Genomic DNA, 24,459 nt, shown 5'->3' on the forward strand with positions numbered 1-24,459 from the left:
CGGACGCTCAGCCGGCCAGACCGGTGAGCGCGATGGTGTGATCGGTGTGCTCGACCTTGGCCCGCAGGTAGCGCAGGTTGGCGGGGGAGGCGTGCACACCGGTCGGCACCCGTTCGGCCACCTCGACGCCGTGCGCGGCGAGTTGGGCGGCCTTGTCCGGGTTGTTGCTGAGCAGCCGGATGCGGGGCGTGCCGAGGGCGCCGAGCATCTGGGCCGCCGCCGCGTAGTCGCGGCCGTCCTCCGGGAGGCCGAGGGCGGCGTTGGCCGCGTAGGTGTCCAGGCCCTCGTCCTGGAGGGCGTAGGCGTCGAGCTTGTTGTAGAGGCCGATGCCGCGTCCCTCCTGACGGAGGTACAGCAGGTACCCGCCCTCGGCGGCGATCCGCTCGACCGCCTCGCGCAGCTGCGGGCCGCAGTCGCAGCGGGCCGAGCCGAAGACGTCACCGGTGAGGCACTCGGAGTGCAGCCGCACCAGCGGTGCGTCCCCGCGCGGGGTGCCGAGGCGCAGGGCCAGGTGCTCGGCGCCGTCGGTCAGGCCGTGGAAGGTGGTGACCTCCGCCGGGACGCGGTAGCCGTCCGGGAAGGCCAGCGGGATCCGGACGGTGGTGCGGACGGTCGCCGGGGCGAGCTGCTCGGGCACGGCCGACCTCCTCTCGTCTCAGTGGGTGCTGCTCGGCTCGACCGTACACCTGTAGTTCCAATTTGAACAACAGTGGTCGGCCCCCTTCCCGTGAGCACCGTTCGGCCCATCAGCCTCGGGCGTGGCCGTGCGGCGCCCCGCAAGCTGAGGGGGTCGGAGCGGCCCGAGCGGAGGAAGTGCGATGTCCCAGGCATTCGGATTCGTGGCGTACGGCGGCCCGGAGAACCAGGAGTTCCTGGACCGGCCGGTCCCGGTGCCCGGGCCGGGGCAGCTGCTGATCGCGGTGCGGGCGGCCGGAGTGAATCCGGCGGACTGGAAGGTGCGGGAGGGCCTGTTCGGGCGGACCAGGCCGGTGCCCCGGGTGCTCGGCTCGGAGGCGGCCGGGGTGGTCCGGGTGCTGGGCGAGGGGGTGACCGGCTTCCTGGTCGGGGACCCGGTCTTCGGCATCGCGCCCGAGGGAGCCTTCGCCGACCACGTGCTGCTGGCCGCCGGCGAGGCCGCCCGGATGCCCGACGACGTCACCTTCGCCCAGGCGGCCACCCTCCCGGTGGCCGCCGCCACCGCCTACGACGCGGTCGACCAGCTGGGCCTGACGCCCGGTCAGACCCTGCTGGTGCTGGGCGTGGCGGGCGGGGTCGGCAGCGCCGCCGCGCAGATCGCCCGCAGCCGGGGCATCACCGTGCTGGGCACCGCGCGCGACCAGGCCCGGGAGTACGTGGCCACCCTCGGTGCCACCCAGATCGCCTACGGCCCCGGCGTGGCCGAGCGGATCAGGGCCGCCGCCCCGGACGGGGTGGACGGCGTGCTCGACCTGGTCGGCGGCCTGGACGCCGGAGCCGCCGCCACCACGCTGCGCACCGGCGGCCGGCTGGTCTCCACCGCCGACGCGACCACCGCCGCCGGGCTGGGCGGCGAGTACGTCAAGCGCCGCCGGAGCGGGGAGGTGCTGGCGGCGGTGGCCGCACTGGTGGCGAGCGGCGCGCTGGACCCGCACGTCGCCGAGACCTTCACGCTGGACCGGGCGGCGGAGGCGATGCTCGCGGTGGAGTCCGGGCACGCGCGCGGCAAGTGCGTCATCGAGGTCCGCTGAACCGGCAACCCGCTCGGGGCGATTGAGGAGACGTCAGGATGAAGATCACCGAGGTCCGGCCGGGGCGGCCGTGCTGGTTCGAGCACAGCAGCGCCGATCCGGGTGCGGCGCAGCGGTACTACGGCGAGCTGTTCGGCTGGGAGGGCGAGACCGATCCCCGGCCGGAGGCGATGTGCTACACCGTCATGCGGCTGGAGGGGGCGGTGGTGGCCTCGGTGGTGCAGCTGGTGGCGGAGGGGCAGCCGACGGCCTGGTCGGTGTCGGTCGCGGTGGAGGACGTGGACGCGGCGGCGGAGGCGGCGCAGGCGAGCGGTGGGCAGTTGCTCGCCGGGCCGATGGAGGCGCTGGACCTCGGGCGGTTCGCGGTGGTCGCGGACCCGGCCGGGGCGGTGTTCGGGTTGTGGCGGGGGCGGGCCTTCCCCGGGGCGGAGCGGTTCGCGGAGCCGGGCGCGGCGGGGTGGATCGAGCTGGCCACCCGGGACGTGGCGGGGGCGGTCGGCTTCTACCACGGGCTGTTCGGCTGGAGCGTCAGCTCCGGTGAGCAGTACACCCAGTGGGGCCTGGACGGGACGGACTTCGGCGGGGTGCTGGACATGGGGGAGCAGTTCCCCGCCGACCTCCCGCCGTACTGGATGCCGTACTTCGAGGCGGCCGACGTCGACCTGACCGCCGAACGCGCCGTCATCCTCGGCGGCGAGGCCGTCCTCCCGCCGACCGACGCCCCGGACGGGCCCCGGCTGGCCGTCCTCAAGGATCCGCTCGGTGCGGTGTTCGGCCTGTACCAGGCACTGGGCTGACCCGGCGGCCCCTTCGGCACCGGAGGGGCCGTCAGGGGCGCGGCGAACTGCGCGCTGCGGAAGACGGTGACCAACTGCCGTGTACGGCGCACCACTTGCGGGTGTCCGTCCGTGTCCGTGCGGTTCCCCGCGACCCTGGTGGGTGGCTGGCCCGTTGTTCGTGGCCGAGCCGCGAGTGGTTAGGGGCGCGAGGAACTGCGCGAGTCGGAAGGGATCGGGCCGACTGCCGGGTGCGGGCGGTCACTTGCAGGTGAGTCCCCGTTCCCGGCCGTCGGGTGGGTGCCTTCCGCCGCGCGCAGTTCCCCGTGCCCCTGACGGCCCCTCCGGGGCCGGGCCCGGAGGGCGAGGGCGGCGGCGGTCAGGGTGACGGCAGCCGCGGTGTAGGGGACCCAGTCGCCGAGGCGGGTGTACCAGGTGGTGGCGGTGGGGGCGGCGAGGGGGAGGCGGACCGTCAGGGCGCCGGAGGCGGTGGTGGTGAGGCGGGCGATCCGGCGGCCCTGGCGGTCGTAGGCGACGGACTCGCCGGTGAGGGCGGCCTGCACCACCGGGCGGCCGGTCTCGGCGGCCCGCAGGGCGCCGAGGGAGGCGTGCTGCTGCGGGGCCCAGGAGTCCTGGAAGGTGGAGGTCGCGGACTGGAGGACCAGCATCCGGGCGCCGTCCGCCGCCGCCACCCGGGACATGTCGGGGAAGGTGGACTCGAAGCAGATCAGCGCCCCGAACGGGAGCGGCCGGCCGGCCCGGTCGGTGGTGTGCAGCAGGTGGAAGTCGGTCCCGGGCGCCCGGTTCTCGCCCGCCGCCCGGCTGACGCCGGTGAGCCAGCCCAGCAGCGGCCGGAGCGGGACGTACTCGCCGAACGGCACCAGCCGGATCTTGCGGTAGCGCTCGGCGACGCCGTCGGGGGTGACCAGTACGGCGTCCTTGGAGATCAGCCCGTCGCCCTTGCGGGCGTCCTCGCCGACCAGTACGGGGGCGCCGACCGAGGCGGCCAGCCGCTGGACCCGCTCCCGGGCGGCGGTGTCCCGGTCGAGGTCGGCGTTGCTGCTGCTCTCGCCCCAGACCACCAGGTCGGGGTGGCGGTCCGTCAGGCCCGCCGTGATCCGCTCGCTCGCGGCGAACCGGGCGGCCGAGTCGGCGACCTCGCCGGGCTGGACCAGGGCCAGGGTGGCGGTGTCACCGGAGGAGGCCGGCGCGGGCAGGGCGGCGAACAGCAGCGGGCCGGTCAGCAGGGCGGCGGTCACGGCGAGGGCGGCGAGGACGCGGACCCGCAGCCGGCGGCCGGTCAGCAGGATCAGCACGCCGACGTTGGCCGCCGCGACGGCCGCGCTCACCAGCCAGGCGCCGCCGACGGAGGCCAGGCCGAGCACGGCGGGGTGCTCCCACTGGGTGGCGCCGAGCAGCGCCCAGGGACCGCCGAGCGCGTGCCAGGAGCGGACGAACTCGGTGCAGACCCAGACCGAGGGCACCACCAGCAGGGCCAGCAGGCTCCGACGCACCGTCAGCGGGGGCGCCAGCAGCCGCCACACCGCGTACCCGACCGCGCCGGGGAGCACGCCGAAGACCACGGCCAGCGCGAGCAGCCCGGGGCCGATCGAGGGCACCAGCCAGGACATCGACACCAGGATGAAGCCGGCCCCGAACCACCAGCCCCGGACGGTGGCCTCCCGCCCGCTGCCGGCCCGCCGCATCAGCTCCAGCCCGGGCACCAGCGCGACCCAGGCGAACCAGGCCAGGCCGGGGGCCGGGAAGGCGAGCACGGGCAGTGCGCCGGCGGCCAGCGCGGCGTACCGGGCGGGGTGGCGGAGGGAGGCGGGCGGTTTCATGGTCCAACGCTAGCCCGGTCGGCCGCGGACTGCTCCGCAGGCGCACTGATGGCGCGTCAAGTCGCTTGGCGGAAACGGGTTTTGGCTCGAACTGTCAAGCGGGCTTGGGGAAAGTTTTGCAGAATGGACAACCGGTTGACGCTACTGGTTCAGACCAATACCTTCCCAGCAGCAACGCTCCATCCGGTCCCACAACAGGAACGAGCACATGCGTCACGGATCCTTCACCCGGCTGACCGTCGCGTCCGCCGCGGCCCTCGGCCTCCTCGTCTCCATCGCCCCCGCCGTCTCCGCCCACGGCGGTGACCACGGCCACGGCAACGGAGCCCCCGCCTACAAGCGGATCGGCTACTTCACCCAGTGGGGCATCTACGGCCGCAACTACCAGGTCAAGGACCTGCAGACCAGCGGCACGGCGGCCAAGCTGACCCACATCAACTACGCCTTCGGCGCCATCGGCAAGGACGGCAAGTGCCTGGTCGGCAACGTGCCCGGCGCCGACCCGTGGGCCGACTACGGCCGCCCGGTCGACGCGGCCAACTCGGTGGACGGCGTCGCCGACACCGCCGAGCAGAAGCTGGCGGGCAACTTCAACCAGCTCCGTGAGCTGAAGGCGAAGAACCCCGGCCTCAAGGTGCAGATCTCGCTGGGCGGTTGGAGCGGATCGGCGCACTTCTCGGACGCGGTGCTGACCGACGCCGGGCGCAAGGCGCTGGTCTCCTCCTGCATCGACACCTACATCAAGGGCAACCTCCCGGTGGACGGTGCCCGGGGCGGCGCGGGCGCGGCGGCCGGGGTGTTCGACGGCGTGGACCTCGACTGGGAGTGGCCCGGCTCGGAGGGCAACGAGGGCAACGGCATCCGCCCCGAGGACAAGCAGAACTTCACCAAGCTGGTGCACGAGTTCCGGGTCCAGCTGGACGCCTACGCCCGTACCCAGGGCCGGCACAAGCACTACGACCTGAGCGCCTACGTGCCCACCGCCCCGGCGAAGATCGACGCGGGCTTCGAGGTCAAGAAGATCATCAAGGACTTCGACTTCGTCAACCTGCAGGGCTACGACTTCCACGTCTCCGGCGAGAAGAAGACCGCCCAGCAGTCCGCGCTGTACGCCAAGCGCGGCGACTTCAGCGTGGACCAGACCGTCAACGCCTGGCTCGACCGGGGTGCCCCGGCGAACAAGCTGGTGGTCGGCGTGCCGTTCTACGGCCAGGGTTGGACGGGCGTGACCGGCGGCGGCGACGGCCTCGACCAGCCGGCCACCGGCCCGGCCCCGGCCACCTGGGTGGCCGGCACCGAGGACTACAAGGCGCTGAAGAAGCTGGCCGACTCGGGCACGTACAAGATCTACCGCAGCCGGGACAAGGGCAGCGCCTGGCTGTTCGACGGCTCCACCCTGTGGACCTACGACGACCCCACGGTGCTGCGCACCAAGGCCGCGTACATCCGCAACGAGGGGCTGGCCGGCGCGATGATCTGGGCGCTGGACGGGGACACCCCGAACGGTGAGCTGATCACCGCCCTGGACCAGGGCCTGAAGCGTCGCTGACGCTCCACCACAGGACGGCACGGGGGGACCGGCGGCCACCGGTCCCCCCGTGCGCATTCCCGTACGCGGCTGACTAGCCGTCGGACTCCAGGTCGCCCTCGGTCTCCAGGAAGGCGGCCTTCAGCTCCTCGATCAGCGCCGGGTCCGGCTCGGCCCACAGGCCGCGGTCGGCCGCCTCCAGCAGGCGCTCGCTGATCCCGTGCAGCGCCCAGGGGTTGGCCTCGGCCAGGAACTCCCGGTTGGTCGGGTCGAGCACGTACTCCTGGGTGAGCTTCTCGTACATCCAGTCGGCGACCACGTTGGTGGTGGCGTCGTAGCCGAACAGGTAGTCCACCGTGGCGGCCATCTCGAAGGCGCCCTTGTAGCCGTGGCGGCGCATCGCCTCCATCCAGCGCGGGTTCACCACCCGGGCGCGGAACACCCGGGCCGCCTCCTCGGTGAGGGTACGGGTGCGGACCGTCTCCGGGCGGGTCGAGTCGCCGATGTAGGCGGTCGGGGCCTTGCCGGTGAGCGCCCGGACGGTGGCCACCATGCCGCCGTGGTACTGGAAGTAGTCGTCCGAGTCCGCGATGTCGTGCTCGCGGGTGTCGGTGTTCTTGGCCGCGACGGTGATCCGCTTGTAGGCGGTCTCCATCTCCTCCCGGGCCGGGCGGCCGTTCAGCTCGCGGCCGTAGGCGTAGCCGCCCCAGACCGTGTAGACCTCGGCCAGGTCGGCGTCGGTGCGCCAGTCCCGGCTGTCGATCAGCTGGAGCAGGCCCGCGCCGTAGGTGCCGGGGCGGGAGCCGAAGATCCGGGTGGTGGCCTTGCGCTCGTCGCCGTGCTCGGCCAGGTCGGCCTGGACGTGGGCGCGGACGAAGTTCTCCGCCTCGGTCTCCTCCTGACGGGCCGCCAGCCGGACGGCGTCGTCCAGCAGCGCGACCACGTGCGGGAAGGCGTCCCGGAAGAAGCCGGAGATCCGCAGGGTGACGTCGATCCGGGGGCGGCCCAGCTCCTCCAGCGGGATCGGCTCCAGGCCGGTGACCCGGCGCGAGGCGTCGTCCCAGACCGGGCGGACACCGAGCAGGGCGAAGGCTTCGGCGATGTCGTCACCGGCGGTGCGCATCGCGCTGGTGCCCCAGAGCGAGAGGCCGACCGAGGACGGGAACTCGCCGTCGTTGTCCGCCTGGTAGCGGTCCACCAGGGACTGGGCCAGCGCCTGGCCGGTCTCCCAGGCCAGCTTGGAGGGCACCGCCTTCGGGTCGACGGAGTAGAAGTTGCGGCCGGTCGGCAGCACGTTCACCAGACCGCGCAGCGGCGAGCCGGAGGGGCCGGCCGGGACGAAGCCGCCGCGCAGCGCGTGCAGCACCGCGTCCAGCTCGTCGGTGGTGGCGGTCAGCCGGGGGACCACCTCGCGGGCGGCGAAGTCGAGCACCTCGCGGACCGCCTCCGGGTGCCCGGCGGCCACCTTCTCCACCGCGGACGGGGCCCAGTCCTCGGCCTCCATCGCCTCGACCAGGGCGCGGGCCTGCGCCTCGGCCGCGTCGGTGGCGCCCAGGGTCAGCGCCGCCTCGTCCAGGCCGAGCGCCTCGCGCAGGCCGGGCAGCGCGCTGACGCCGCCCCAGATCTGCCGGGCCCGCAGGATGGCCAGCACGATGTTGACCCGGTCCTCGCCGGCCGGGGCCTGGCCGAGCACGTGCAGGCCGTCCCGGATCTGGACGTCCTTGATCTCGCACAGCCAGCCGTCGACGTGCAGCAGGAAGTCGTCGAAGCCGTCGTCCTCGGGGCGCTCGTCCAGGCCGAGGTCGTGGTCCAGCTTGGCGGCCTGGATCAGGGTCCAGATCTGCGCCCGGATGGCGGGCAGCTTGGCCGGGTCCATCGCGGCGATGTTCGAGTGCTCGTCGAGCAGCTGCTCCAGCCGCGCGATGTCGCCGTAGGAGTCGGCCCGGGCCATCGGCGGCACCAGGTGGTCGACCAGGGTGGCGTGCGCCCGGCGCTTGGCCTGGGTGCCCTCGCCCGGGTCGTTGACCAGGAAGGGGTAGACCAGCGGCAGGTCACCGAGCACCGCGTCCGGCCCGCACTCGGCGGAGAGCGCGGCGGTCTTGCCGGGCAGCCACTCCAGGTTCCCGTGCTTGCCGAGGTGCACCACGGCGTGGGCGCCGAAGCCGCCGTCGGCCTGGGCGGCCTCGATCCAGCGGTAGGCGGCCAGGTAGTGGTGGCTCGGCGGCAGGTCCGGGTCGTGGTAGATCGCCACCGGGTTCTCGCCGAAGCCGCGCGGCGGCTGGATCAGGACCAGGAGGTTCCCGGAGCGGATCGCGGCCAGCACGATGTCGCCGTCCGGGTTCCGCGAGTGGTCGACGTAGAGGTTGCCCGGGGCCGGGCCCCAGTGCTCCTCGACCTGCTCGCGCAGGCCCTGCGGCAGCTCGGCGTACCAGCGGCGGTAGTCGGCGGCCGGGATGCGCACCGGATTCCGGGCGAGCTGGTCGTCCGTCAGCCAGTCCTGGTCGTAGCCGCCGGCCGCGATCAGGGCGTGGATCAGCTCGTCGCCCTCGTGGCCGTCGCCGGTCAGGTCCAGGCCCGGCACCTCGGTGCCGATGTCCATGCCCTCGGCCCGCAGCCGGGCCAGCAGCCGCATCGCCGAGGCGGGGGTGTCCAGGCCGACCGCGTTGCCCACCCGGGCGTGCTTGGTCGGGTAGGCGGACAGCACCAGGGCCAACCGCCGCTCGGCGGCCGGGACGTGACGCAGCCTCGCGTGGGCGACCGCGATGCCGGCCACCCGGGCGGCCCGCTCGGCGTCGGCCGCGTAGACGGTCAGGCCGTCGGCGTCCAGCTCCTTGAAGGAGAACGGCACGGTGATCAGGCGGCCGTCGAACTCCGGCACGGCGATCTGGGTGGCGGTGTCCAGCGGGGAGAGCCCGTCGTCGCTGGCCTCCCACTGCTCGCGCGACCAGGTCAGGCAGAGTGCCTGGAGGATCGGGCGGTCCAGGTCGGCCAGTGCACCGGCGTCCCAGGCGTCCTCGTCGCCGCCGGCCTGGGCGTCGGCCGGGCGGGTGCCGCCGGCCGCCAGCACGGTGGTGACCAGCGCGTCGGCCTGCGCCAGCTCGGCCAGCAGCTCCGGCTCGGCGCCGCGCAGCGAGGCGCAGTACAGCGCCTTGGCGCGGGCGCCCTTGGCCTCGATCGCCCGGCAGAGGGTCTCCACGAAGGCGGTGTTCCCGCTCATGTGGTGGGCGCGGTAGTAGAGCACCGTCACCAAGGGGCCGTCGTTGTCGGCCGCCTGACGCTCCAGCGGACCCCAGGCCGGGGCCGAGGCGGGCGGCGCGAAACCGTGGCCGGTGAGCAGCACGGTGTCGGAGAGGAAGGAGGCGAGCTCGGCGAGGTTCGCCGGGCCGCCGTGGGCCAGGTAGGCGTGCGCCTCGGCGGCCAGGCCGGCCGGGACGGTGGAGAGCTCCATCAGCTGGGCGTCCGGGGCCTGTTCGCCGGTCAGCACCACCACCGGGCGGGGCCCGGCGAGCAGCGCGTCCAGGCCCTCCTGCCAGGCCCGGCGGCCACCGAGCAGGCGGACCACCACCAGGTCGGTGCCCTCCAGCAGCGCGGGCAGGTCGTCCACCCCGAGCCGGGCCGGGTTCCCCAGCCGGTACGGGACCGGACCGCCGGACGCGCGGGCGCTCAGCAGGTCGGTGTCGGAGGTGGAGAGGAGCAGGATCATGCGGGGGCCCTCCCGGCCGTGACGGCACGCCGGGACGGCGGGCAGGAGGGGACGGCGGCGCGACGGGGCGCGGGCGTACGGCGCACGGGCATGGCGGAGCCTTCCTCGGGGTCCGCGCCCCGGGTTGGTGTGAGGACGGCAGGAGTTCCTGGCTCCCACGGCCGGGCCGTGGTCACAGTGGCGGGACCGCACCGGATTCGCACCGGTTTCCTCCCCATGGCGCCGTCGCTGGCGTTGGCTGGGCGTACACCCATCCGGGGAGCATCGTACGGGGTGCTCCCCGGGAGCGGACCAGGGTCCCGAAGGTCCGTCGGATGACCCCGACGATCCTGATCAGCGGCGGAGCGGGCCCGCTCGGACGTGACGCAGCGGACAGGAGCAAACCGGCGGAACGTGGGTATGCTCGCCGCCATGCCACCCACGCCACCCGTCGCCGGGCCACGCCCCGGCGCGCCCGACCGCGACCGGGGTGACGCCTGCCCGGGTGCCCTGCGGCTGCACCGGGCCGACGACGGCGCGCTGGCCCGGGTGCGGATCCCCGGGGGACTGCTGACGACCGCTCAGGCCCTCGCGCTGGCCGAGGCGGCCGAGCAACTCGGCGACGGGCGGCTGGAACTGACCTCGCGCGGCAACGTCCAGCTGCGCGGTCTGGCCGACGACGCGGGCGCCGGGCTCGGGGCCCGGCTGCGGGCCGCCGGGCTGCTCCCCTCGGAGACCCACGAGCGGGTCCGCAACGTGATCGCCTCCCCGCTCTCCGGCCTGGACGGCCTCGGCCACGCCGACGTCCGGGCCTGGACGCGCGAGCTGGACGCCCGGCTGTGCGCCAGTGCTCCGGCCGCCGGGCTGGCCGGGCTGTTCCTCTTCGTACTCGACGACGGCCGGGGCGACGTGGCCGCGCTGGACGCCGATGTGACGTTGATCGCAACGCCGGACGGCGGCGCGCTGCTGCGCCTGGGCCGGGCCGCCACCGCCCGCCGGATCGCCCCCGGGCAGGCCCCGGCGGCGGCGGTCGCGGCAGCCGGGGAGTTCCTGGCGGCGGTCGCGGCGGCCGGGGTGAAGGCCTGGTTCGTCCGGGAGGCGGCCGGGCTGCTCGACCCGGGTGCCGAGCCGCTGCCGCGCCGCGCGGGCGGCGCCCCCGAGGTGGGTCCGTTCGCCGGCGGGCTGGTGGCCGGGACGCGGTTCGGCAGCCTGGGCGCCGCCCAGTGGCGGGCGCTGGCCGCCGCCTCCGCCGCCTCGGCCGGTGAGCTGCGGATCACGCCCTGGCGCAGTGTCGTCCTCCCGGGTGCGCTGCCCGGCGCGGCCGGCGAACTGGCCGCCGCGGGGCTGCGCCTGACGCCCGGTACGCCCTGGGAGCTGGCCACCGCCTGCACCGGCGCCCCCGGCTGCGCCAAGTCGCTCGCCGACGTCCGGGCGGACGCGGCCCGGGCCCTGGACGGAGCCGGTGCGCCCGGACTGCCGGTGCACTGGTCCGGCTGCGAGCGGCGGTGCGGCCACCCCGGCGGGGAGTGGGTGGACGTGCTGGCCAGCGGCCCGGCCACCTACCGGGTGACGGCCCATCGGATTTCCGGCAAGACCACCACGCAGGACCTGACGACCGAACAGATGGCCCCGGCGGCAGCCGGGGCCCGGAGGACCAAGTGATCGAGTACGAGAAGGACGGCGCGGCCATCTACCGCGAGTCCTTTGCCACCATCCGGCGCGAGGCCGAACTGGCCCACCTGCCGACCGACGTGGCCCAGGTCGCGGTCCGGATGATCCACGCCTGCGGCATGACCGACCTGGTGAAGGACCTGCTCTGGTCGCCGGAGGTGGTGGCCGACGCGCGCGCCGCGCTGAACGCCGGGGCGCCGATCCTGTGCGACGTCTCGATGGTCGCCAGCGGTGTCACCCGCAAGCGGCTGCCCGCCGACAACCAGGTGATCTGCACCCTCTCCGACCCCTCGGTGCCCGCCCTGGCGAAGGAGCTGGGCACCACCCGCAGCGCCGCCGCGATGGAGCTCTGGCTGCCGCACCTGGAGGGCGCGGTGGTCGCCGTCGGGAACGCCCCCACCTCGCTGTTCCGCCTGCTGGAGATGGTCGAGGCCGGTGCACCCCGCCCGGCCGCCGTGATCGGCGTGCCGGTCGGCTTCATCGGCGCGGCCGAGTCCAAGGAGGCGCTCGCCGCGCACCCCTCGGGCCTGGAGCACCTGGTGGTCCGGGGCCGCCGGGGCGGCAGCGCCATCGCCGCCGCCGCGATCAACGCGATTGCGAGCACCGAAGAGTGACGGAGCAGCAGGAGTCCGGTACGGGCCGGCTGTACGGCGTCGGGCTCGGCCCGGGCGACCCGGAGCTGGTGACGGTCAAGAGCGCCCGGCTGATCGGCGAGGCCGACGTGGTGGCCTACCACAGCGCCCGGCACGGGCGGTCGATAGCCCGCTCGATCGCCGCCCCCTACTTCAAGGACGGGGTGGTCGAGGAGAAGCTGGTCTACCCGATCACGGTGGAGACCACCGACCACCCCGGCGGCTACCGGGGTGCGCTGGACGACTTCTACGAGGAGGCCGCCGCCCGGCTGGCCGCCCACCTGGACGCCGGGCTGACGGTGGTGGTGCTGGCCGAGGGCGACCCGTTCTTCTACGGCTCCTACCAGCACATGCACAAGCGCCTGGCGCACCGCTACCCGACCGAGGTGGTGCCCGGCGTCACCTCGGTGAGCGCCGCCGCCGCCCGGCTGGGCCGGCCGCTGTGCGAGGCCGAGGAGACCCTCACCATCATCCCCGGCACGCTGCCGGAGGAGGAGCTGACGGCCCGGCTGGCCGCCGCCGACTCGGCCGTGGTGATGAAGCTCGGCCGCACCTTCCCGGCCGTCCGCTCCGCCTTCGAGCGCTCCGGCCGCCTCGCCGAGGCGTCCTACGTGGAGCGGGCCACCATGGCCGGGGAGCGGACCGGCGCGCTGGCCGACATCGACCCGGAGTCGGTGCCGTACTTCGCGGTGGCCGTGCTGCCGAGCCGGCTCGGCAGCGGCGCGCCGGAGCCGGTGTACGACGGCCCCGGCGAGGTGGTCGTGGTCGGCACCGGCCCGGCCGGGCCGCTCTGGCTGACCGCCGAGGTGCGCGGCCAACTCGCCACCGCCACCGACCTGGTGGGCTACACCACCTACCTCGACCGGGTGCCGGTCCGGGCCGGTCAGGTGCGGCACGGCTCGGACAACAAGGTGGAGTCCGAGCGGGCCGAGTTCGCCCTCGACCTGGCGAGCCGGGGCCGCAAGGTGGTGGTGGTCTCCTCCGGGGACCCGGGCGTCTTCGCGATGGCCACCGCCGTGCTGGAGGTCGCCTGCGAGGAGCGCTACCGGGAGATCCCGGTGCGGATCTGCCCCGGCATGACGGCCGCGCACGCCGCCGCCTCCCGGGCCGGGGCCCCGCTGGGCCACGACTACGCGGTGGTCTCGCTCTCCGACCGGCTCAAGCCCTGGTCGGTGGTGGCGGAGCGGCTGCGGGCCGCCGCCGCGGCCGACCTGGTGCTGGCGCTGTACAACCCCGGCTCCAAGTCCCGTACCACACAGGTCGGTTCGGCGAAGGAGCTGCTGCTGGGGATCCGGGCCGCCGACACCCCCGTGGTGGTGGCCCGGGACGTGGGCGGCCCCACCGAACGGGTGCGGACGGTGCGGCTCGGCGAGCTGGACCCGGCCGAGGTCGACATGCGGACCATCCTGCTGATCGGCTCCTCGCAGACGCAGGCGGTCGCCCGGGGCGCGGACGGCGCCGAGGTGGTCTGGACGCCGCGCCGCTACCCGGAGGACTGAGCCGTGGCGGCCCCCTGGCGATCCGTCAGGGGGCCGGTACGGCGATGGTGCGGGTGCCCTTGGTGGTGGTGACCAGGACGTGGCCCCGGTCGGCCCAGACGGCGGACTTGAACGTGCCCCCGTCCGGGGCGATCTCCGGGAGGGTCGCCACCGACCAGTGACGCTCCCCCCAGCCACTGCCGGTGCGCAGGGTGAGCTCGTGGGACCGGAGCTCGGACTCCGTGCCGGCATTACCGACGTACGTCACGGTCAGCACGTCCCCGGGCGCCCCGGGCCGGGGCTGACGGCTGGTCACCTGCCGTTGGAAGCCGTCCTGGAGCACCAGCGCCCCGGTGGCGTACAGCAGCGTGCAGGCGGTCAGCAGTCCGGCCGCCACCCGCCCGGTGCGGGTGCGGGCGGCCACCGCCACGGCCAGGAGGACCAGCCCGGCCCCGCCCACGATCAGCGGGCGGAACAGCGCCACCGCGACCAGCGTGCGTCCGCCGGAGCGGTCTTCGTACACACCCCAGGCGTACGCAGCCAGCGCCAGCAGGCCCACCAGCACGAACAGGGCGGGCCAGCGTCGTCGTCCGGTCATCGTCGTCCCCCTCGGCGGGGATCCTAGCCTGCGGAAATAACGACTCGTCAGCGTGTCCACCGGGCCGTACGATGCGCCCTCATGACCTCCCACAACGAGATTCTCGACGCCGCGCTGGCCAAGATCACCACCGGCTACGTCTTCCCCGAACTCACCGGCCCCATCACCGAGGCGATCCGGGCCCGGCAGGCCGAGGGCGGGTACGACGGCCTGGGCGACGCCGAGTTCTGCGCGGCCGTGACCGCCGACCTCCAGGCCGTCTGTCCGGACAAGCACCTGCGGCTGATGTGGAGCGAAGAGCCCGCGCCGGTCGAGGAGGAGGACTCCCCGGAGGAGGAGAAGGCCCGCTGGCTGGTCCGCTACCGGGAGGGCAACTTCGGCATCGCCCGGGTCGAGCGGCTGGAGGGCAACGTCGGCTACCTCGACATCCGCTCCATCCCGGACGCCGACGCCGGCACGGACGCGATCGGCGCCGCCATGCAACTCGTCGCCCACACCGAGGCGTTGGTGATCGACCTGCGCCAGTGCCGGGGCGGCTCGCCGAACGGCGTGGCGCTCTGGTGCAGCCACTTCTTCGGCGACGACGAGGTGCACCTGAACGACATCTACGAGCGGGCCACCGACGCCACCCGGCAGTACTGGACCTACCCGCACACCCCCGGACCGCGCTACCTGGACCGCCCGGTCACCATCCTCACCGCCGCCTTCACCTTCTCCGGGGGCGAGGAGCTCGCCTACAACCTCCAGGCCCTGAAGCGCGCCACCCTGGTCGGCGAGACCACCCGCGGCGGCGCCCACCCGACCGACTGGATCGCGATCACCCCGCACATCGCGGTCACCGTCCCGGCCGCCCGCTCGATCAACCCGGTCACCGGCACCAACTGGGAGGGCGTGGGCGTCAAGCCGGACGTCGAGGCCAAGGCGGAGGACGCCCTGGAGACCGCCCTCGCCCTGCTCGCCGCCGAGTAGCGCGCCGCCCGCGCCGCCGCCCGTCGGCCCGACCCCGTGCGGGGCCGGGCCGACGGTCCGTCAGTGCGCGGTGGAGAGTGCCACGTGCCGCCACGCGTCGAGCTCGCGCCGCACCAGCTCCAGCTTCGCCTCGACCCGCTGCACCGCGTCGGCACCCAACTGCAGCCGCAGCGGCGGCTCGGCGGCCTCGGTCACGTCGACCACCGCCCGGGCCGCCTTCGCCGGATCGCCCGCCTGCCGGCCGTCGTGGTACGCCATCGCCTCCCGCACCGGGCCCGCGGCCTCGGCGTAGTCCGCGATGGAGGCCGGCTCGACCCGGAGGCTGGCGCCGCCCAGGAAGTCCGTGCGGAAGCCGCCCGGCTCGACGATGGTGACCCGGACGCCGAGCGGGGCCAGCTCGCCGTGCAGCGCCTCCGAGATCCCCTCGACCGCGAACTTCGAGGCCCCGTACACGCCGACGGCCGGCGCGGTGGCGAAGCCGCCCACCGAGCTGACGGTCAGCACGTGCCCGGAGCGCTGCGCCCGCAGCACCGGCAGGGTCGCCCGCAGGGTGTTCAGCACCCCGAAGACGTTGACGTCGAACAGCGCCCGGGCCGCCGCGTCCGAGACCTCCTCGACCGCGCCGACCAGGCCGTGGCCCGCGTTGGCCACCACCACGTCGATCCCGCCGAACCGGGCCACCCCGGCCTCCGCCGCCGCCGCCAGCCCGGCCGGCTCGGTCACGTCCGCGCTCAGCGCCAGCAGACCGTCCGGCTGCTCCGGGTACGCCGCGAGCACGGTGGAGGCGTCCCGCGCGGTGGCGACCACGTGGTGGCCCCGCTCCAGCGCCTCGCGGGTGATCGCCGCGCCGAGTCCGCGCGATGCCCCGGTGACGAACCAAGTACCCATGATCTCTCCCCGATCTGATGGCCCGACGGGCCGACAACCGGGACGGTAGACCTTCGAGTGCACTCCAGCTCAAGTCCCGGTCCCGGCCGGGGTCCTGTCAGGGGTGCGCGGCGGCCCGGTCGGACTCGCTGCGCAGCACGCAGAACTCGTTCCCCTCCGGGTCGTGCAGCACGGCCCAGCCGGAGCCGTCCGGATTGCGGCGGTCGGCCGCCATGGTGGCGCCGAGGGCGAGCAGCCGCTCCACCTCGGGGTCGCGGGAGTCGGTCGGGCGCAGGCACAGGTGCACCCGGTTCTTCACGGTCTTCGGCTCCGGCACCGCGTTGAAGTACAGCACCGGCCCGCCACCACCGAGCACCACCTGCGTCTCCCGGTCCCCGGGCCGGCAGTCCGGATCCACCGGACAGCCCGTCACCTCGCTCCAGAACCGCGCCAGTTCGTAGGCGTCCGCACAGTCGATCGCGACGTTCTGCACCACTGAGACCATGGACCGAGCCTAGCCCGCGCAGCTCGGAGACCGCGCAGCTCAGCGCCCGTGCACCTCAGAGCCCGGCCAGCCAGGCGAGGGCCGACGGGACGTCAGGAACCGTGGGGACGCCGGGCGGGGGAACGGGGCGGCCGACGATCACCACGGGGAGGGAGAGTTCGCGGGCGGCGGTCAGCTTGGGGGCGGTGGCGGCGCCGCCGCTGTCCTTGGTGACCAGGACGTCGATGCGGTGCTCGCGCAGCACCCGGCGCTCGCCGTCCAGGGTGAACGGGCCCCGGTCGAGCAGGACCTCCAGGGCGGCCGGGAGCGGGGGTTCGGGGGCGTCCACCGAGCGGGACAGGAAGTGCAGCGGGGAGCCGGCGAAGGCGCCCAGGCCCTGGCGGCCGGTGGTGAGGAAGACCCGGTGACCGAGGGAGGGCAGCAGCTCGGCGGCCTCCGCCAGGGAGCCGACCGGGTGCCAGCGGTCGCCGGGCCCGGGGACCCAACCGGGGCGGCGCAGCGCGAGCAGGGGAGTATGGACCTCGGCGGTCGCCTCGGCCGCGTTCCGGCTGATGACCCCGGCGAAGGGATGGGTGGCGTCGATGACCGCGTCCACGTGCTCGGCCCGCAGCCAGGCCGCCAGCCCGGCCGGGCCGCCGAAGCCGCCGATCCGCACCTCCCCGGCGGGCAGCCGGGGCTGCGCCACCCGGCCGGCCAGGGAGCTGGTGACCCGTAGCGCCGGGTCCGCTGCCAGGGCGGCGGCCAGTTCGCGGGCCTCGGTGGTGCCGCCGAGGATCAGGATGTGCAACGGAACTCCAGGGGACGTACGTGACTGGTGAGCGTAGTGGGAACGCCGAGGCGAAGGGCGGCCGGGAGGCGCAGCTGAAGAGCAGCGGCCTGCGCCACGGCTGGACCACCGGCGCCTGCGCGACGGCCGCCACCACCGCCGCGTACACCGCGCTGCTCACCGGCGAGTACCCCGACCCGGTGACCATCACCCTGCCCAAGGGCCAGCGGCCCGCCTTCGCCCTGGCGGACGAGCTGCTGACGCCGGGTCGGTCCGCGATGGCCGGGGTGGTGAAGGACGCGGGTGACGACCCGGACGTCACGCACGGGGCGCTGATCCGCTCCACGGTGCGGCACGGCGCACCCGGCAGCGGGGTGGTCTTCGCGGCCGGGCCCGGGGTCGGGACGGTCACCAAGGCGGGGCTGCCGATTCCGCCCGGGGAACCCGCGATCAACCCGGTGCCGCGCCGGCTGATGCGCGATCACGTCGCCGAGGTGGCAGCCCGGTACGGGGGCAGCGGGGACGTGGTGGTGGAGGTCTCCGTCGACCACGGCGAGGAGATCGCCCGCTCCACCTGGAACCCGCGGCTGGGCATCCTCGGCGGCCTCTCCATCCTGGGCACCACCGGCATCGTCGTCCCGTACTCGTGCTCGGCCTGGATCGACTCCATCCGGCGCGGCGTGGACGTCGCCCGGGCGGCCGGCCGCACCCACGTGGCCGGGTGCACCGGCTCCACCTCCGAGAAGGTGGCCGTCGCGGTGCACGACCTCCCCGAGGACGCCCTGCTCGACATGGGCGACTTCGCAGGCGCCGTCCTCAAGTACCTCAAGCGCCACCCCGTCTCCCGCCTCACCATCGCGGGCGGTTTCGCCAAGCTCTCCAAACTCGCCGCCGGCCACCTCGACCTGCACTCCGGCCGCTCCCAGGTCGACAAGTCCTTCCTCGCCGACCTGGCCCGCCAGGCCGGTGCCACCCCCGCCCTGGCCGGGGCGGTGGCCGCCGCCAACACCGGCCTGGAGGCCGTCCAGCTCTGCGCGGCGGCCGGCGTCCCGCTCGGCGACCTGGTCGCCGCCCGGGCCCGCCGCACCGCCCTCGACGTCCTGGCCGGCGCCCCCATCGAGGTCGACGTGATCTGCATCGACCGCGCGGGCACCATCGTCGGCACCGCCTGAGCCGGCGTCAGCCCGGGGCCTGTTCCCGGTCCTGAACCCACCGCCGGAGCCGCGCGAGCCGGGGGTTCCCCCCGCCGTCGGACTCGTAGTACGGCCCGAGGAGCCGGTACGCCTCGGCCGCCCGCTCGTCGTCCCGCAGCGCGAGCCCCTCGCCGCTGGCCTCCCGGACCTCCCGGTCCTCGTCCTCCAGCAGGGACCAGAGCAGATCGCCGATCTCCGGCCGGGGGTCCTTGCTCTGTCCGAGGGCCCACACGGCGGCGAGCCGGACCACCGGGACCGGGTCGTGCAGCAGGACCGAGAGCGCTTCCCAGAACTCCGGCGCGCGCTCCGGCAGGAGACGGAACGCGGTGGCGCGGCGCACCGTCCAGGAGGAGTCGCGGGCCAGCGCGAGCATCGCGGAGACGGCGTCCGCAGTGCCGGTGTCGAGCAGGTCGGGCACCTGGCAGCGGACCGCCGGGGCCGGGTGACCGGCGTGGTGGATGCCGAGCGCGCCGAGCTCGGGGTGCAGCGTCATCGAGCAGACGAACAGGACCTGGGAGAGCACCTCGGCATCGGTCTCCTCGCGGGCCCAGGCCACCATCACCGACGGCTCCTGCACCTCCTCGGAGACCGCCTGGTAGCTCAGGATCTCGGCGAGGATCCGGCGCCCGGCCGGATCGGGGTGCCGGTGCAGGGCCATCAGGCTCGCCGAGGCTTCCGGGTCCTGACGGTGGCTCAGCAGCTCGCAGACGGCCACGAAGTCCGTGTGCCCCTCCACCGGCTGCCGGACGGCCCGGGCGACCAGTTCGTCGAACGGGGTGCGGACGCCGAACACGTCCTCCAGCAGGGTGAGGACGGCGCCGTGCCCGGCCCGCACGGCCCGACCGTCGAGGGTGACCTGCTGGACGGTGTCGTAGTCCTCGTCCGCGACCCACTCGTACGGACCGAGGGCCGCCACCTCCCGCTCGTACCAGTGCCGGGCCAGGTCCAGCAGCCGCCCGCGCTGCTCCGGGGCGAGCCGTTGGAGGGTCTCCCCGGTGAGCAGGGTGGTGACCATCCGGGGCGAGCCGCACTCCACCGCCAGCTCCAGCGGCGTGCCGCCGTCGGGGCCGGGGGCCAGTGGGTCGGCGCCCGCGTCGAGGGCCCGCTCCGCCGCGCGGACGTCGAAGGCGGTGATCGCGGCGATGAGGTCGGTCACGTGGGCTCCGGGCGGCGGACGGGGCGTCAGTCGCAGGTGTGGGTGCGGTCGCGGTCGGTGGAGTAGAGGTGGCTGTCGCGGAACTGCTCGGCGCCGAGGGTGCGGCCGACCAGGATGACGGCGGTGCGGAGGACGCCGGCCTCCTTGGTCTGGGCGGCGATGGTGGAGAGGGTGCCCCGGAGGACGAGTTCGTCGGGGCGGCTGGCCATCGCGACCACGGCGGCGGGGCAGTCGGCGCCGTAGTGGGGGAGCAGCTCCTCGACCACGGACTCGACGTAGCGGGTGGCCAAGTGGAGGACCAACAGGGCGCCGCTGCGGCCGAGGGTGGCGAGGTCCTCGCCCTCCGGCATGGGGGTGGCCTGGCGGGCGACCCGGGTGAGGATGACGGTCTGACCGACCGTCGGGACGGTGAGCTCGCGCTTGAGGGCGGCGGCGGCAGCGGCGAAGGCGGGGACGCCGGGCACCACGTCGTAGGGGACGCCGGCCGCGTCGAGGCGGCGCATCTGTTCGGCGACGGCGGAGAAGACGGACGGGTCGCCGGAGTGCAGCCGGGCCACGTCCTGGCCGGCCTCGTGGGCGCGGACCAGCTCGGCGGTGATCTGGTCCAGGTCGAGGTCGGCGGTGTCGACCAGCCGGGCGCCGGGCGGGCACTCGGCGAGCAGCTCGCGCGGCACCAGGCTGCCGGCGTAGAGGCAGACCGGGCTGGCGGCGAGCAGGCGCTGTCCGCGCAGGGTGATCAGGTCGGCGGCGCCGGGGCCCGCGCCGATGAAGTGGACGGTCATGACGGGGGGACCTCTCGAACGGGGGCGGCGGGCTTGACGACCGACCACTGGGTGACGGGCATGGCCTGGCGCCAGCCGGTGAAACCGCCGACCGGGACGGCGTGGGAGACCGCGAGCTTGAGCAGTTCGCCGCCGTGGCGGCGGTACCACTCGGTGAGCAGCGCCTCGGATTCGAGTGTGACGGTGTTGGCGACCAGGCGGCCCCCGGGGGCCAGCGCGGCCCAGCAGGCGTCCAGCAGCCCGGGGGCGGTCAGGCCGCCGCCGACGAACACCGCGTCGGGGGTGGGCAGTCCGGCCAGCGCGGCCGGGGCCGGGCCCGCGACCACCTGGAGGCGGGGGACGCCGAGCGCGGCCGCGTTGCGGGTGATCCGGCCGACCCGGACCGGGTCGCGTTCGACGGTGACGGCCCGGCAGTCGCGGTGGGCGCGCAGCCACTCGATGGCGATCGAGCCGGAGCCGCCGCCGACGTCCCAGAGCAGCTCGCCGGGGGCGGGGGCGAGGGTGGCCAGGGTGACGGCCCGGACGTGACGCTTGGTCAGCTGGCCGTCGGTCTCGAAGGCGTCGTCCGGCAGCCCGGGGGTGAGGGTGCCGCGGGGACCGTCGGGGGCGCAGTCGACGGCGATCACGTTGAGCGGGTCGCCGGGCGGGTGCGGCCAGGCGGCGGCGCTGCCGTCGAGCCGCTGCTCGGCCGGGCCGCCGAGCTGCTCCAGGACGCGCAGGCGGCTGGCGCCGAAGCCGCGCCCGGTCAGCAGGGCGGCCACGGCGGCCGGGGTGGAGGCGTCGGCGCTCAGCACCAGCACGCGGCGTCCGGGGTGGAGCGCGAGGGTGAGCGAGTCGAGCGGGCGGCCGACCAGGCTGACCACCTCGGTGGCCTCCAGCGGCCAGCCGAGCCGGGCGCAGGCGAGCGAGAGCGAGGAGGGGTGCGGGTGCACCGCGAGGCGTTCGGGCCCGGCCAGTTCGGCGAGGGTGCGACCGATCCCGTAGTACATCGGGTCGCCGCTGGCGAGCACCGCCAGGCCGCCGGGGGCGTGCTCGGCCAGCAGGGCCGGGACGGCGGGCCGCAGCGGGGACGGCCAGGCGATCCGGGCGGCGGTCACCTCGTCCGGGAGCAGGGCGAGTTGGCGCGGGCCGCCCAGGACGGTACGGGCCGAGGCGAGGGCGGCGCGGGCGGCAGGCCCGAGGCCCTCCCAGCCGTCGGCGCCGATCCCGACCACCGCGATCGGCGGCCCGGCCGCCTCGGGCTGCGCGGGGGGCGGGGCGGTGCTCAACGGGTACTCCTCGGGATCGGCCGGGGGCGGCTCGGCGCGCGGGGTCTTCGGCGGCCGGCCCGGCAAGATCGGCCGGGCACCCCGGCAGCCTACCCGGGGGCCGTGGCGCGGTGACCGTGACGTACGTCGCGCGGCTCGACGGCTGCGCTCGACGCGTGTGCGCGGCGCCCGTGCCCGGCGCCCGTGCCCGGCGCCCGTGCCCGACGCGTGCGCCCGACGGCCGTGACGCGGCGGCGGAGCCACGGGCGGTCGCGCAGCCACGGCCGTCGGCCGCCCGTGCGCCCCGGGCCGGTGGTTCCGAAGGGTCTCCCGGACGGGCTCGAATCCTCCGGCCGACGCCGCCGGCGGAGAGTGCCGAGGTCGCGGCCCAAGAGCCGGTAAAGGTTTGCCTGACGGGCCATCAGGGACCTTGACGGGCAAGTGGTCTAGTCCAAATATGGGCGATGTCCATCCGACCGGGATGCACTGTGGGGGTGTCAGATCCGGGCGGCGGGCGCGTACTGCCCTGCCCACGTTTCCCCCGGACGCCCCCGAACCGTACGGCGACCGTGCTCCCCGCACCGCCGTCCCGCCGCCCCGGTACCCCATGGCGCGGGCACACCTCCCGGACCCCGTCGTCCGGACCGCACGTCCCCCATGACCCCGCCTCCGCTGGAGAACCCCCATGCGCCCAGCACGACCACTCCGCGCCCTGGTGGCCGCCTTCGCCACCCTGGCCGCCTCGGCCGGTCTGATGACGGCCGGCACCACCACCGCCCAGGCCGCCGCCACCCCACTGCCGGCCCGGGTGTTCGCGCCCTACTTCGAGGCCTGGACCGGGCAGAGCCCGGCCACCCTGGCCGCCCAGTCCGGCGCCAAGCACCTCACCATGGCGTTCCTGCAGACCGCCACCAAGGGCTCCTGCACCCCGCTGTGGAACGGCGACACCTCGATGCCGGTCTCGCAGTCGGTGTTCGGCGCCGACATCGCCGCGATCCGGGCCAACGGCGGCGACGTGATCCCGTCCTTCGGCGGCTTCACGGCCGACAACACCGGTACCGAACTGGCCGACAGCTGCACCGACGTCAACCAGATCGCGGCCGCCTTCGAGTCGGTCATCACCACCTACGACGTCAGCCGGATCGACCTCGACATCGAGGACAACTCGCTGACCAACACGGCCGGCATCGACCGCCGGAACAAGGCGATCAAGCTGGTGCAGGACTGGGCCGCCGCCAACGGCCGGTCGATCCAGTTCTCCTACACCCTGCCGACCACCACCAGCGGCCTGGCGGCCAGCGGGCTCAAGGTGCTGCGCAACGCGATCACCAACAACGCCCGGATCGACGTCGTCAACCAGATGACCTTCGACTACTACGACAACGCGGCGCACGACATGGCCGCCGACACCAAGACCGCCACCACGGGCCTCTACAACCAGCTGGCCTCGCTCTACCCGTCGAAGACCCCGGCCCAGCTCTGGGCGTCGATCGGCATCATCGAGATGATCGGCATCGACGACTTCGGCCCGGCCGAGACCTTCACCGTGGCCAACGCCACCGAGGTCTACAACTGGGCACTCTCCAAGGGCGTCAACACCCTCTCCTTCTGGGCCCTCCAGCGGGACAACGGGGGCTGCCCCGGCACGGCCGGCTCGGACAGCTGCTCCGGCATCAACCAGGGCACCTGGGACTTCACCCGGATCTTCGCGCCCTACACCAGCGGCTCCACCACCCCGGTCAACGACTTCTCGGTGACGGCATCCCCGGCGGCCGGCTCGGTGCAGGCGGGCTCGTCCACCACGGCGGGCATCGCCACCGCCGTCACCTCCGGTGCGGCGCAGAGCGTCGCGCTGACCGTGTCGGGCGCCCCGGCCGGGGTGACCGCGAGCGTCAGCCCGTCCTCGGTGACCGCCGGCGGCAGCGCCACCCTATCGGTCTCCACCACGGCGGCCACCGCCCCCGGCAGCTACCCGCTCACCGTCACCGGTACCGGTGCCTCGGGCAGCCACAGCGCCACCTACACCCTGACGGTGACGGGTGGTCAGCCCGGCAACGACTTCTCGGTCAGCGTCTCCCCGGCGGCCGGCTCGGTGCAGGCGGGGTCGGCGACTACGGCGGCGCTCACCACCGCCGTGACCTCGGGCTCGGCGCAGAGCCTGGCGCTGACCGTGACCGGGGCCCCGGCCGGGGTCACCGCGAGCGTCAACCCCGGTACGGTGACGGCCGGTTCGGGTGCCACGCTGTCGGTCTCCACCACGGCGGCCACCGCCCCCGGTACGTACCCGCTGACCGTGAAGGCCACCGGTGCCTCGGGCAGCCACACCGCCACCTACACCCTGACCGTCACCGGCACCGCCCCGACCGGGCTGCTCAACGGCGGCCTGGAGAGCGGCGCCCTGGCCCCGTGGAGCTGCCAGCCCGGCGGCTCGGTGGTCTCCACGCCGGCGCACAGCGGCTCGTACGCCCTCCAGGCGGCGGCCACCGGCTCGCAGAACGGCCAGTGCTCGCAGACCGTCACGCTGGCCCCGAACACCAAGTACACGCTCAGCGCCTGGGTGCAGGGGAACTACTCCTACCTCGGCGTCAGCGGCGGGGCCACCGCCTCCACCTGGACCCCGGGCTCGTCCTCCTGGACCAAGCTCAGCGTCCCCTTCACCACGGGCGCCAACGGCACCGTCACGGTCTACCTGCACGGCTGGTACGGCCAGGGCAGCGTCTACGGCGACGACTTCGCGATCGCCTGACCCGATCGCGGCAGCGCACCACGGGCCCGGCCCCCGGCAGCCAGCCGGGGGCCGGGCCCCACGCGTGCGGTCGGCGGGGTGCGGTCAGGGGCGGGCCGTCTGCGGGACGAACGGCGGCGGTGGCGTCGGCAGCAGGTGATCGACCGGGAAGGTCTGCGCCGGGGCCAGCGAGCGGCAGCCGTCCCAGGTCGGGTAGTGGAAGGGCGGGCAACTGGTCGGCGGGGCGGGCAGGGTGGGCACCGGTCGGGGTGGTGCGGGCGTGAGGGACGGACGGGCCGGCGGCTTCGCCGGGGTC

The 24,459-nt window shown here is 74.9% G+C and carries 20 protein-coding genes and 1 riboswitch; of the genes, 9 read left to right on the top strand and 11 right to left on the bottom strand.

Features of this window, described 5'->3' with window-relative positions:
• Nucleotides 1-7: 7 nt before the first annotated feature.
• On the bottom strand, nucleotides 8-637 hold the full coding sequence (gene ribA, locus ACIRBX_RS16390; RefSeq protein WP_402297236.1) for a GTP cyclohydrolase II: 630 nt from the start codon (nucleotides 635-637) through the stop codon (nucleotides 8-10).
• A 181-nt stretch (nucleotides 638-818) separates the two neighbouring features.
• Between ribA and ACIRBX_RS16395 the strand changes: the two genes are divergently transcribed.
• Together ACIRBX_RS16395 and ACIRBX_RS16400 are read left to right on the top strand one after the other, a co-directional pair.
• Nucleotides 819-1,727, top strand: coding sequence for an NADP-dependent oxidoreductase (locus ACIRBX_RS16395; RefSeq protein WP_402297237.1), 909 nt, complete (start codon nucleotides 819-821; stop codon nucleotides 1,725-1,727).
• A 38-nt stretch (nucleotides 1,728-1,765) separates the two neighbouring features.
• Nucleotides 1,766-2,524 carry a VOC family protein gene (locus ACIRBX_RS16400; protein WP_402297239.1) on the top strand — a complete coding sequence of 253 codons (759 nt, stop codon included), beginning with the start codon at nucleotides 1,766-1,768 and terminating at the stop codon, nucleotides 2,522-2,524.
• A gap of 179 nt (nucleotides 2,525-2,703) precedes the next feature.
• Here the strand turns inward: ACIRBX_RS16400 and lnt are convergent, their stop codons facing one another.
• Entirely contained in the window at nucleotides 2,704-4,344 is a 1,641-nt protein-coding gene (gene lnt / locus ACIRBX_RS16405) for an apolipoprotein N-acyltransferase (RefSeq protein WP_402297240.1), read from the bottom strand.
• Between the two features lie 208 nt (nucleotides 4,345-4,552).
• Here lnt and ACIRBX_RS16410 point away from each other — a divergent pair, with 208 nt between their 5' ends.
• A complete protein-coding gene (locus ACIRBX_RS16410) occupies nucleotides 4,553-5,893 on the top strand; it encodes a glycoside hydrolase family 18 protein (protein ID WP_402297242.1) in 1,341 nt (446 codons plus the stop codon).
• A 73-nt stretch (nucleotides 5,894-5,966) separates the two neighbouring features.
• On the opposite strand, the gene cobN is transcribed toward ACIRBX_RS16410, so the two are convergent.
• Nucleotides 5,967-9,575: a cobaltochelatase subunit CobN gene (gene cobN / locus ACIRBX_RS16415; protein ID WP_402297244.1), complete on the bottom strand. Its 3,609-nt coding sequence runs from the start codon at nucleotides 9,573-9,575 to the stop codon at nucleotides 5,967-5,969.
• 119 nt (nucleotides 9,576-9,694) lie between these two features.
• Nucleotides 9,695-9,817, bottom strand: a riboswitch (cobalamin riboswitch).
• Between the two features lie 157 nt (nucleotides 9,818-9,974).
• On the opposite strand from cobN, the gene ACIRBX_RS16420 reads away from it, so the two are divergent.
• From ACIRBX_RS16420 to ACIRBX_RS16430, 3 genes are read left to right on the top strand one after another with little or no spacing between them, the layout of a single operon-like run.
• A complete protein-coding gene (locus ACIRBX_RS16420; protein ID WP_402297245.1) occupies nucleotides 9,975-11,216 on the top strand; it encodes a cobalamin biosynthesis protein CobG in 1,242 nt (413 codons plus the stop codon).
• Nucleotides 11,213-11,839, top strand: coding sequence for a precorrin-8X methylmutase (locus ACIRBX_RS16425; protein WP_402297247.1), 627 nt, complete (start codon nucleotides 11,213-11,215; stop codon nucleotides 11,837-11,839). Before ACIRBX_RS16420 ends, ACIRBX_RS16425 begins: the two co-directional genes overlap by 4 nt.
• Nucleotides 11,836-13,356: a precorrin-2 C(20)-methyltransferase gene (locus ACIRBX_RS16430; protein WP_402297249.1), complete on the top strand. Its 1,521-nt coding sequence runs from the start codon at nucleotides 11,836-11,838 to the stop codon at nucleotides 13,354-13,356. The genes ACIRBX_RS16425 and ACIRBX_RS16430 overlap by 4 nt, the downstream gene beginning before the upstream one ends.
• Nucleotides 13,357-13,381: 25 nt before the next feature.
• Here ACIRBX_RS16430 and ACIRBX_RS16435 read toward each other — a convergent pair whose 3' ends face one another.
• Nucleotides 13,382-13,933: a hypothetical protein gene (locus ACIRBX_RS16435; RefSeq protein ID WP_402297251.1), complete on the bottom strand. Its 552-nt coding sequence runs from the start codon at nucleotides 13,931-13,933 to the stop codon at nucleotides 13,382-13,384.
• Between the two features lie 81 nt (nucleotides 13,934-14,014).
• On the opposite strand from ACIRBX_RS16435, the gene ACIRBX_RS16440 reads away from it, so the two are divergent.
• Entirely contained in the window at nucleotides 14,015-14,902 is an 888-nt protein-coding gene (locus ACIRBX_RS16440) for a S41 family peptidase (protein ID WP_402297253.1), read from the top strand.
• 60 nt (nucleotides 14,903-14,962) lie between these two features.
• Here ACIRBX_RS16440 and ACIRBX_RS16445 read toward each other — a convergent pair whose 3' ends face one another.
• The 3 genes from ACIRBX_RS16445 to ACIRBX_RS16455 form a co-directional block, all read right to left on the bottom strand.
• Entirely contained in the window at nucleotides 14,963-15,790 is an 828-nt protein-coding gene (locus ACIRBX_RS16445) for an oxidoreductase (RefSeq protein ID WP_402297255.1), read from the bottom strand.
• Between the two features lie 97 nt (nucleotides 15,791-15,887).
• A complete protein-coding gene (locus tag ACIRBX_RS16450; RefSeq protein ID WP_402297257.1) occupies nucleotides 15,888-16,274 on the bottom strand; it encodes a VOC family protein in 387 nt (128 codons plus the stop codon).
• Between the two features lie 55 nt (nucleotides 16,275-16,329).
• Nucleotides 16,330-17,061 (bottom strand): cobalt-precorrin-6A reductase, encoded by a 732-nt coding sequence (locus tag ACIRBX_RS16455; protein ID WP_402297259.1) that lies wholly within the window; start codon nucleotides 17,059-17,061, stop codon nucleotides 16,330-16,332.
• Between the two features lie 20 nt (nucleotides 17,062-17,081).
• Here ACIRBX_RS16455 and ACIRBX_RS16460 point away from each other — a divergent pair, with 20 nt between their 5' ends.
• The gene (locus ACIRBX_RS16460) at nucleotides 17,082-18,212 is read left to right on the top strand and encodes a cobalt-precorrin-5B (C(1))-methyltransferase (RefSeq protein WP_402297261.1); all 1,131 of its coding nucleotides are present in this window, start codon (nucleotides 17,082-17,084) and stop codon (nucleotides 18,210-18,212) included.
• Nucleotides 18,213-18,219: 7 nt separating this feature from the next.
• Here the strand turns inward: ACIRBX_RS16460 and ACIRBX_RS16465 are convergent, their stop codons facing one another.
• Genes ACIRBX_RS16465 through cbiE form a run of 3 tightly spaced genes read right to left on the bottom strand, consistent with a single transcriptional unit; the run spans nucleotide 18,220 to nucleotide 21,439 of the window.
• On the bottom strand, nucleotides 18,220-19,389 hold the full coding sequence (locus tag ACIRBX_RS16465; RefSeq protein WP_402297262.1) for a HEAT repeat domain-containing protein: 1,170 nt from the start codon (nucleotides 19,387-19,389) through the stop codon (nucleotides 18,220-18,222).
• Nucleotides 19,390-19,415: 26 nt separating this feature from the next.
• The gene (gene cobM / locus ACIRBX_RS16470) at nucleotides 19,416-20,171 is read right to left on the bottom strand and encodes a precorrin-4 C(11)-methyltransferase (protein WP_402297264.1); all 756 of its coding nucleotides are present in this window, start codon (nucleotides 20,169-20,171) and stop codon (nucleotides 19,416-19,418) included.
• Nucleotides 20,168-21,439 (bottom strand): precorrin-6y C5,15-methyltransferase (decarboxylating) subunit CbiE, encoded by a 1,272-nt coding sequence (gene cbiE, locus ACIRBX_RS16475; protein ID WP_402297265.1) that lies wholly within the window; start codon nucleotides 21,437-21,439, stop codon nucleotides 20,168-20,170. Before cbiE ends, cobM begins: the two co-directional genes overlap by 4 nt.
• 664 nt (nucleotides 21,440-22,103) lie before the next feature.
• Here cbiE and ACIRBX_RS16480 point away from each other — a divergent pair.
• Nucleotides 22,104-24,164 carry a carbohydrate binding domain-containing protein gene (locus tag ACIRBX_RS16480; RefSeq protein ID WP_402297267.1) on the top strand — a complete coding sequence of 687 codons (2,061 nt, stop codon included), beginning with the start codon at nucleotides 22,104-22,106 and terminating at the stop codon, nucleotides 24,162-24,164.
• A gap of 84 nt (nucleotides 24,165-24,248) precedes the next feature.
• On the opposite strand, the gene ACIRBX_RS16485 is transcribed toward ACIRBX_RS16480, so the two are convergent.
• Nucleotides 24,249-24,404, bottom strand: coding sequence for a hypothetical protein (locus tag ACIRBX_RS16485; RefSeq protein ID WP_402297268.1), 156 nt, complete (start codon nucleotides 24,402-24,404; stop codon nucleotides 24,249-24,251).
• Between the last annotated feature and the right edge of the window lie 55 nt (nucleotides 24,405-24,459).

Source organism: Kitasatospora sp. NPDC096147 (assembly GCF_044763225.1).
Classification (GTDB): domain Bacteria; phylum Actinomycetota; class Actinomycetes; order Streptomycetales; family Streptomycetaceae; genus Kitasatospora.

Excerpts from the sequence above, each read along its gene's own strand:
- ACIRBX_RS16395 (WP_402297237.1), top strand. The coding sequence starts at position 819 with ATGTCCCAGGCATTCGGATTCGTGGCGTACGGCGGCCCGGAGAACCAG.
- ACIRBX_RS16400 (WP_402297239.1), top strand. The coding sequence starts at position 1,766 with ATGAAGATCACCGAGGTCCGGCCGGGGCGGCCGTGCTGGTTCGAGCAC.
- lnt (WP_402297240.1), bottom strand. The coding sequence starts at position 4,344 with ATGAAACCGCCCGCCTCCCTCCGCCACCCCGCCCGGTACGCCGCGCTG.
- ACIRBX_RS16410 (WP_402297242.1), top strand. The coding sequence starts at position 4,553 with ATGCGTCACGGATCCTTCACCCGGCTGACCGTCGCGTCCGCCGCGGCC.
- cobN (WP_402297244.1), bottom strand. The coding sequence starts at position 9,575 with ATGATCCTGCTCCTCTCCACCTCCGACACCGACCTGCTGAGCGCCCGC.
- ACIRBX_RS16420 (WP_402297245.1), top strand. The coding sequence starts at position 9,975 with ATGCTCGCCGCCATGCCACCCACGCCACCCGTCGCCGGGCCACGCCCC.
- ACIRBX_RS16435 (WP_402297251.1), bottom strand. The coding sequence starts at position 13,933 with ATGACCGGACGACGACGCTGGCCCGCCCTGTTCGTGCTGGTGGGCCTG.
- ACIRBX_RS16440 (WP_402297253.1), top strand. The coding sequence starts at position 14,015 with ATGACCTCCCACAACGAGATTCTCGACGCCGCGCTGGCCAAGATCACC.
- ACIRBX_RS16445 (WP_402297255.1), bottom strand. The coding sequence starts at position 15,790 with ATGGGTACTTGGTTCGTCACCGGGGCATCGCGCGGACTCGGCGCGGCG.
- ACIRBX_RS16450 (WP_402297257.1), bottom strand. The coding sequence starts at position 16,274 with ATGGTCTCAGTGGTGCAGAACGTCGCGATCGACTGTGCGGACGCCTAC.
- cobM (WP_402297264.1), bottom strand. The coding sequence starts at position 20,171 with ATGACCGTCCACTTCATCGGCGCGGGCCCCGGCGCCGCCGACCTGATC.
- ACIRBX_RS16480 (WP_402297267.1), top strand. The coding sequence starts at position 22,104 with ATGCGCCCAGCACGACCACTCCGCGCCCTGGTGGCCGCCTTCGCCACC.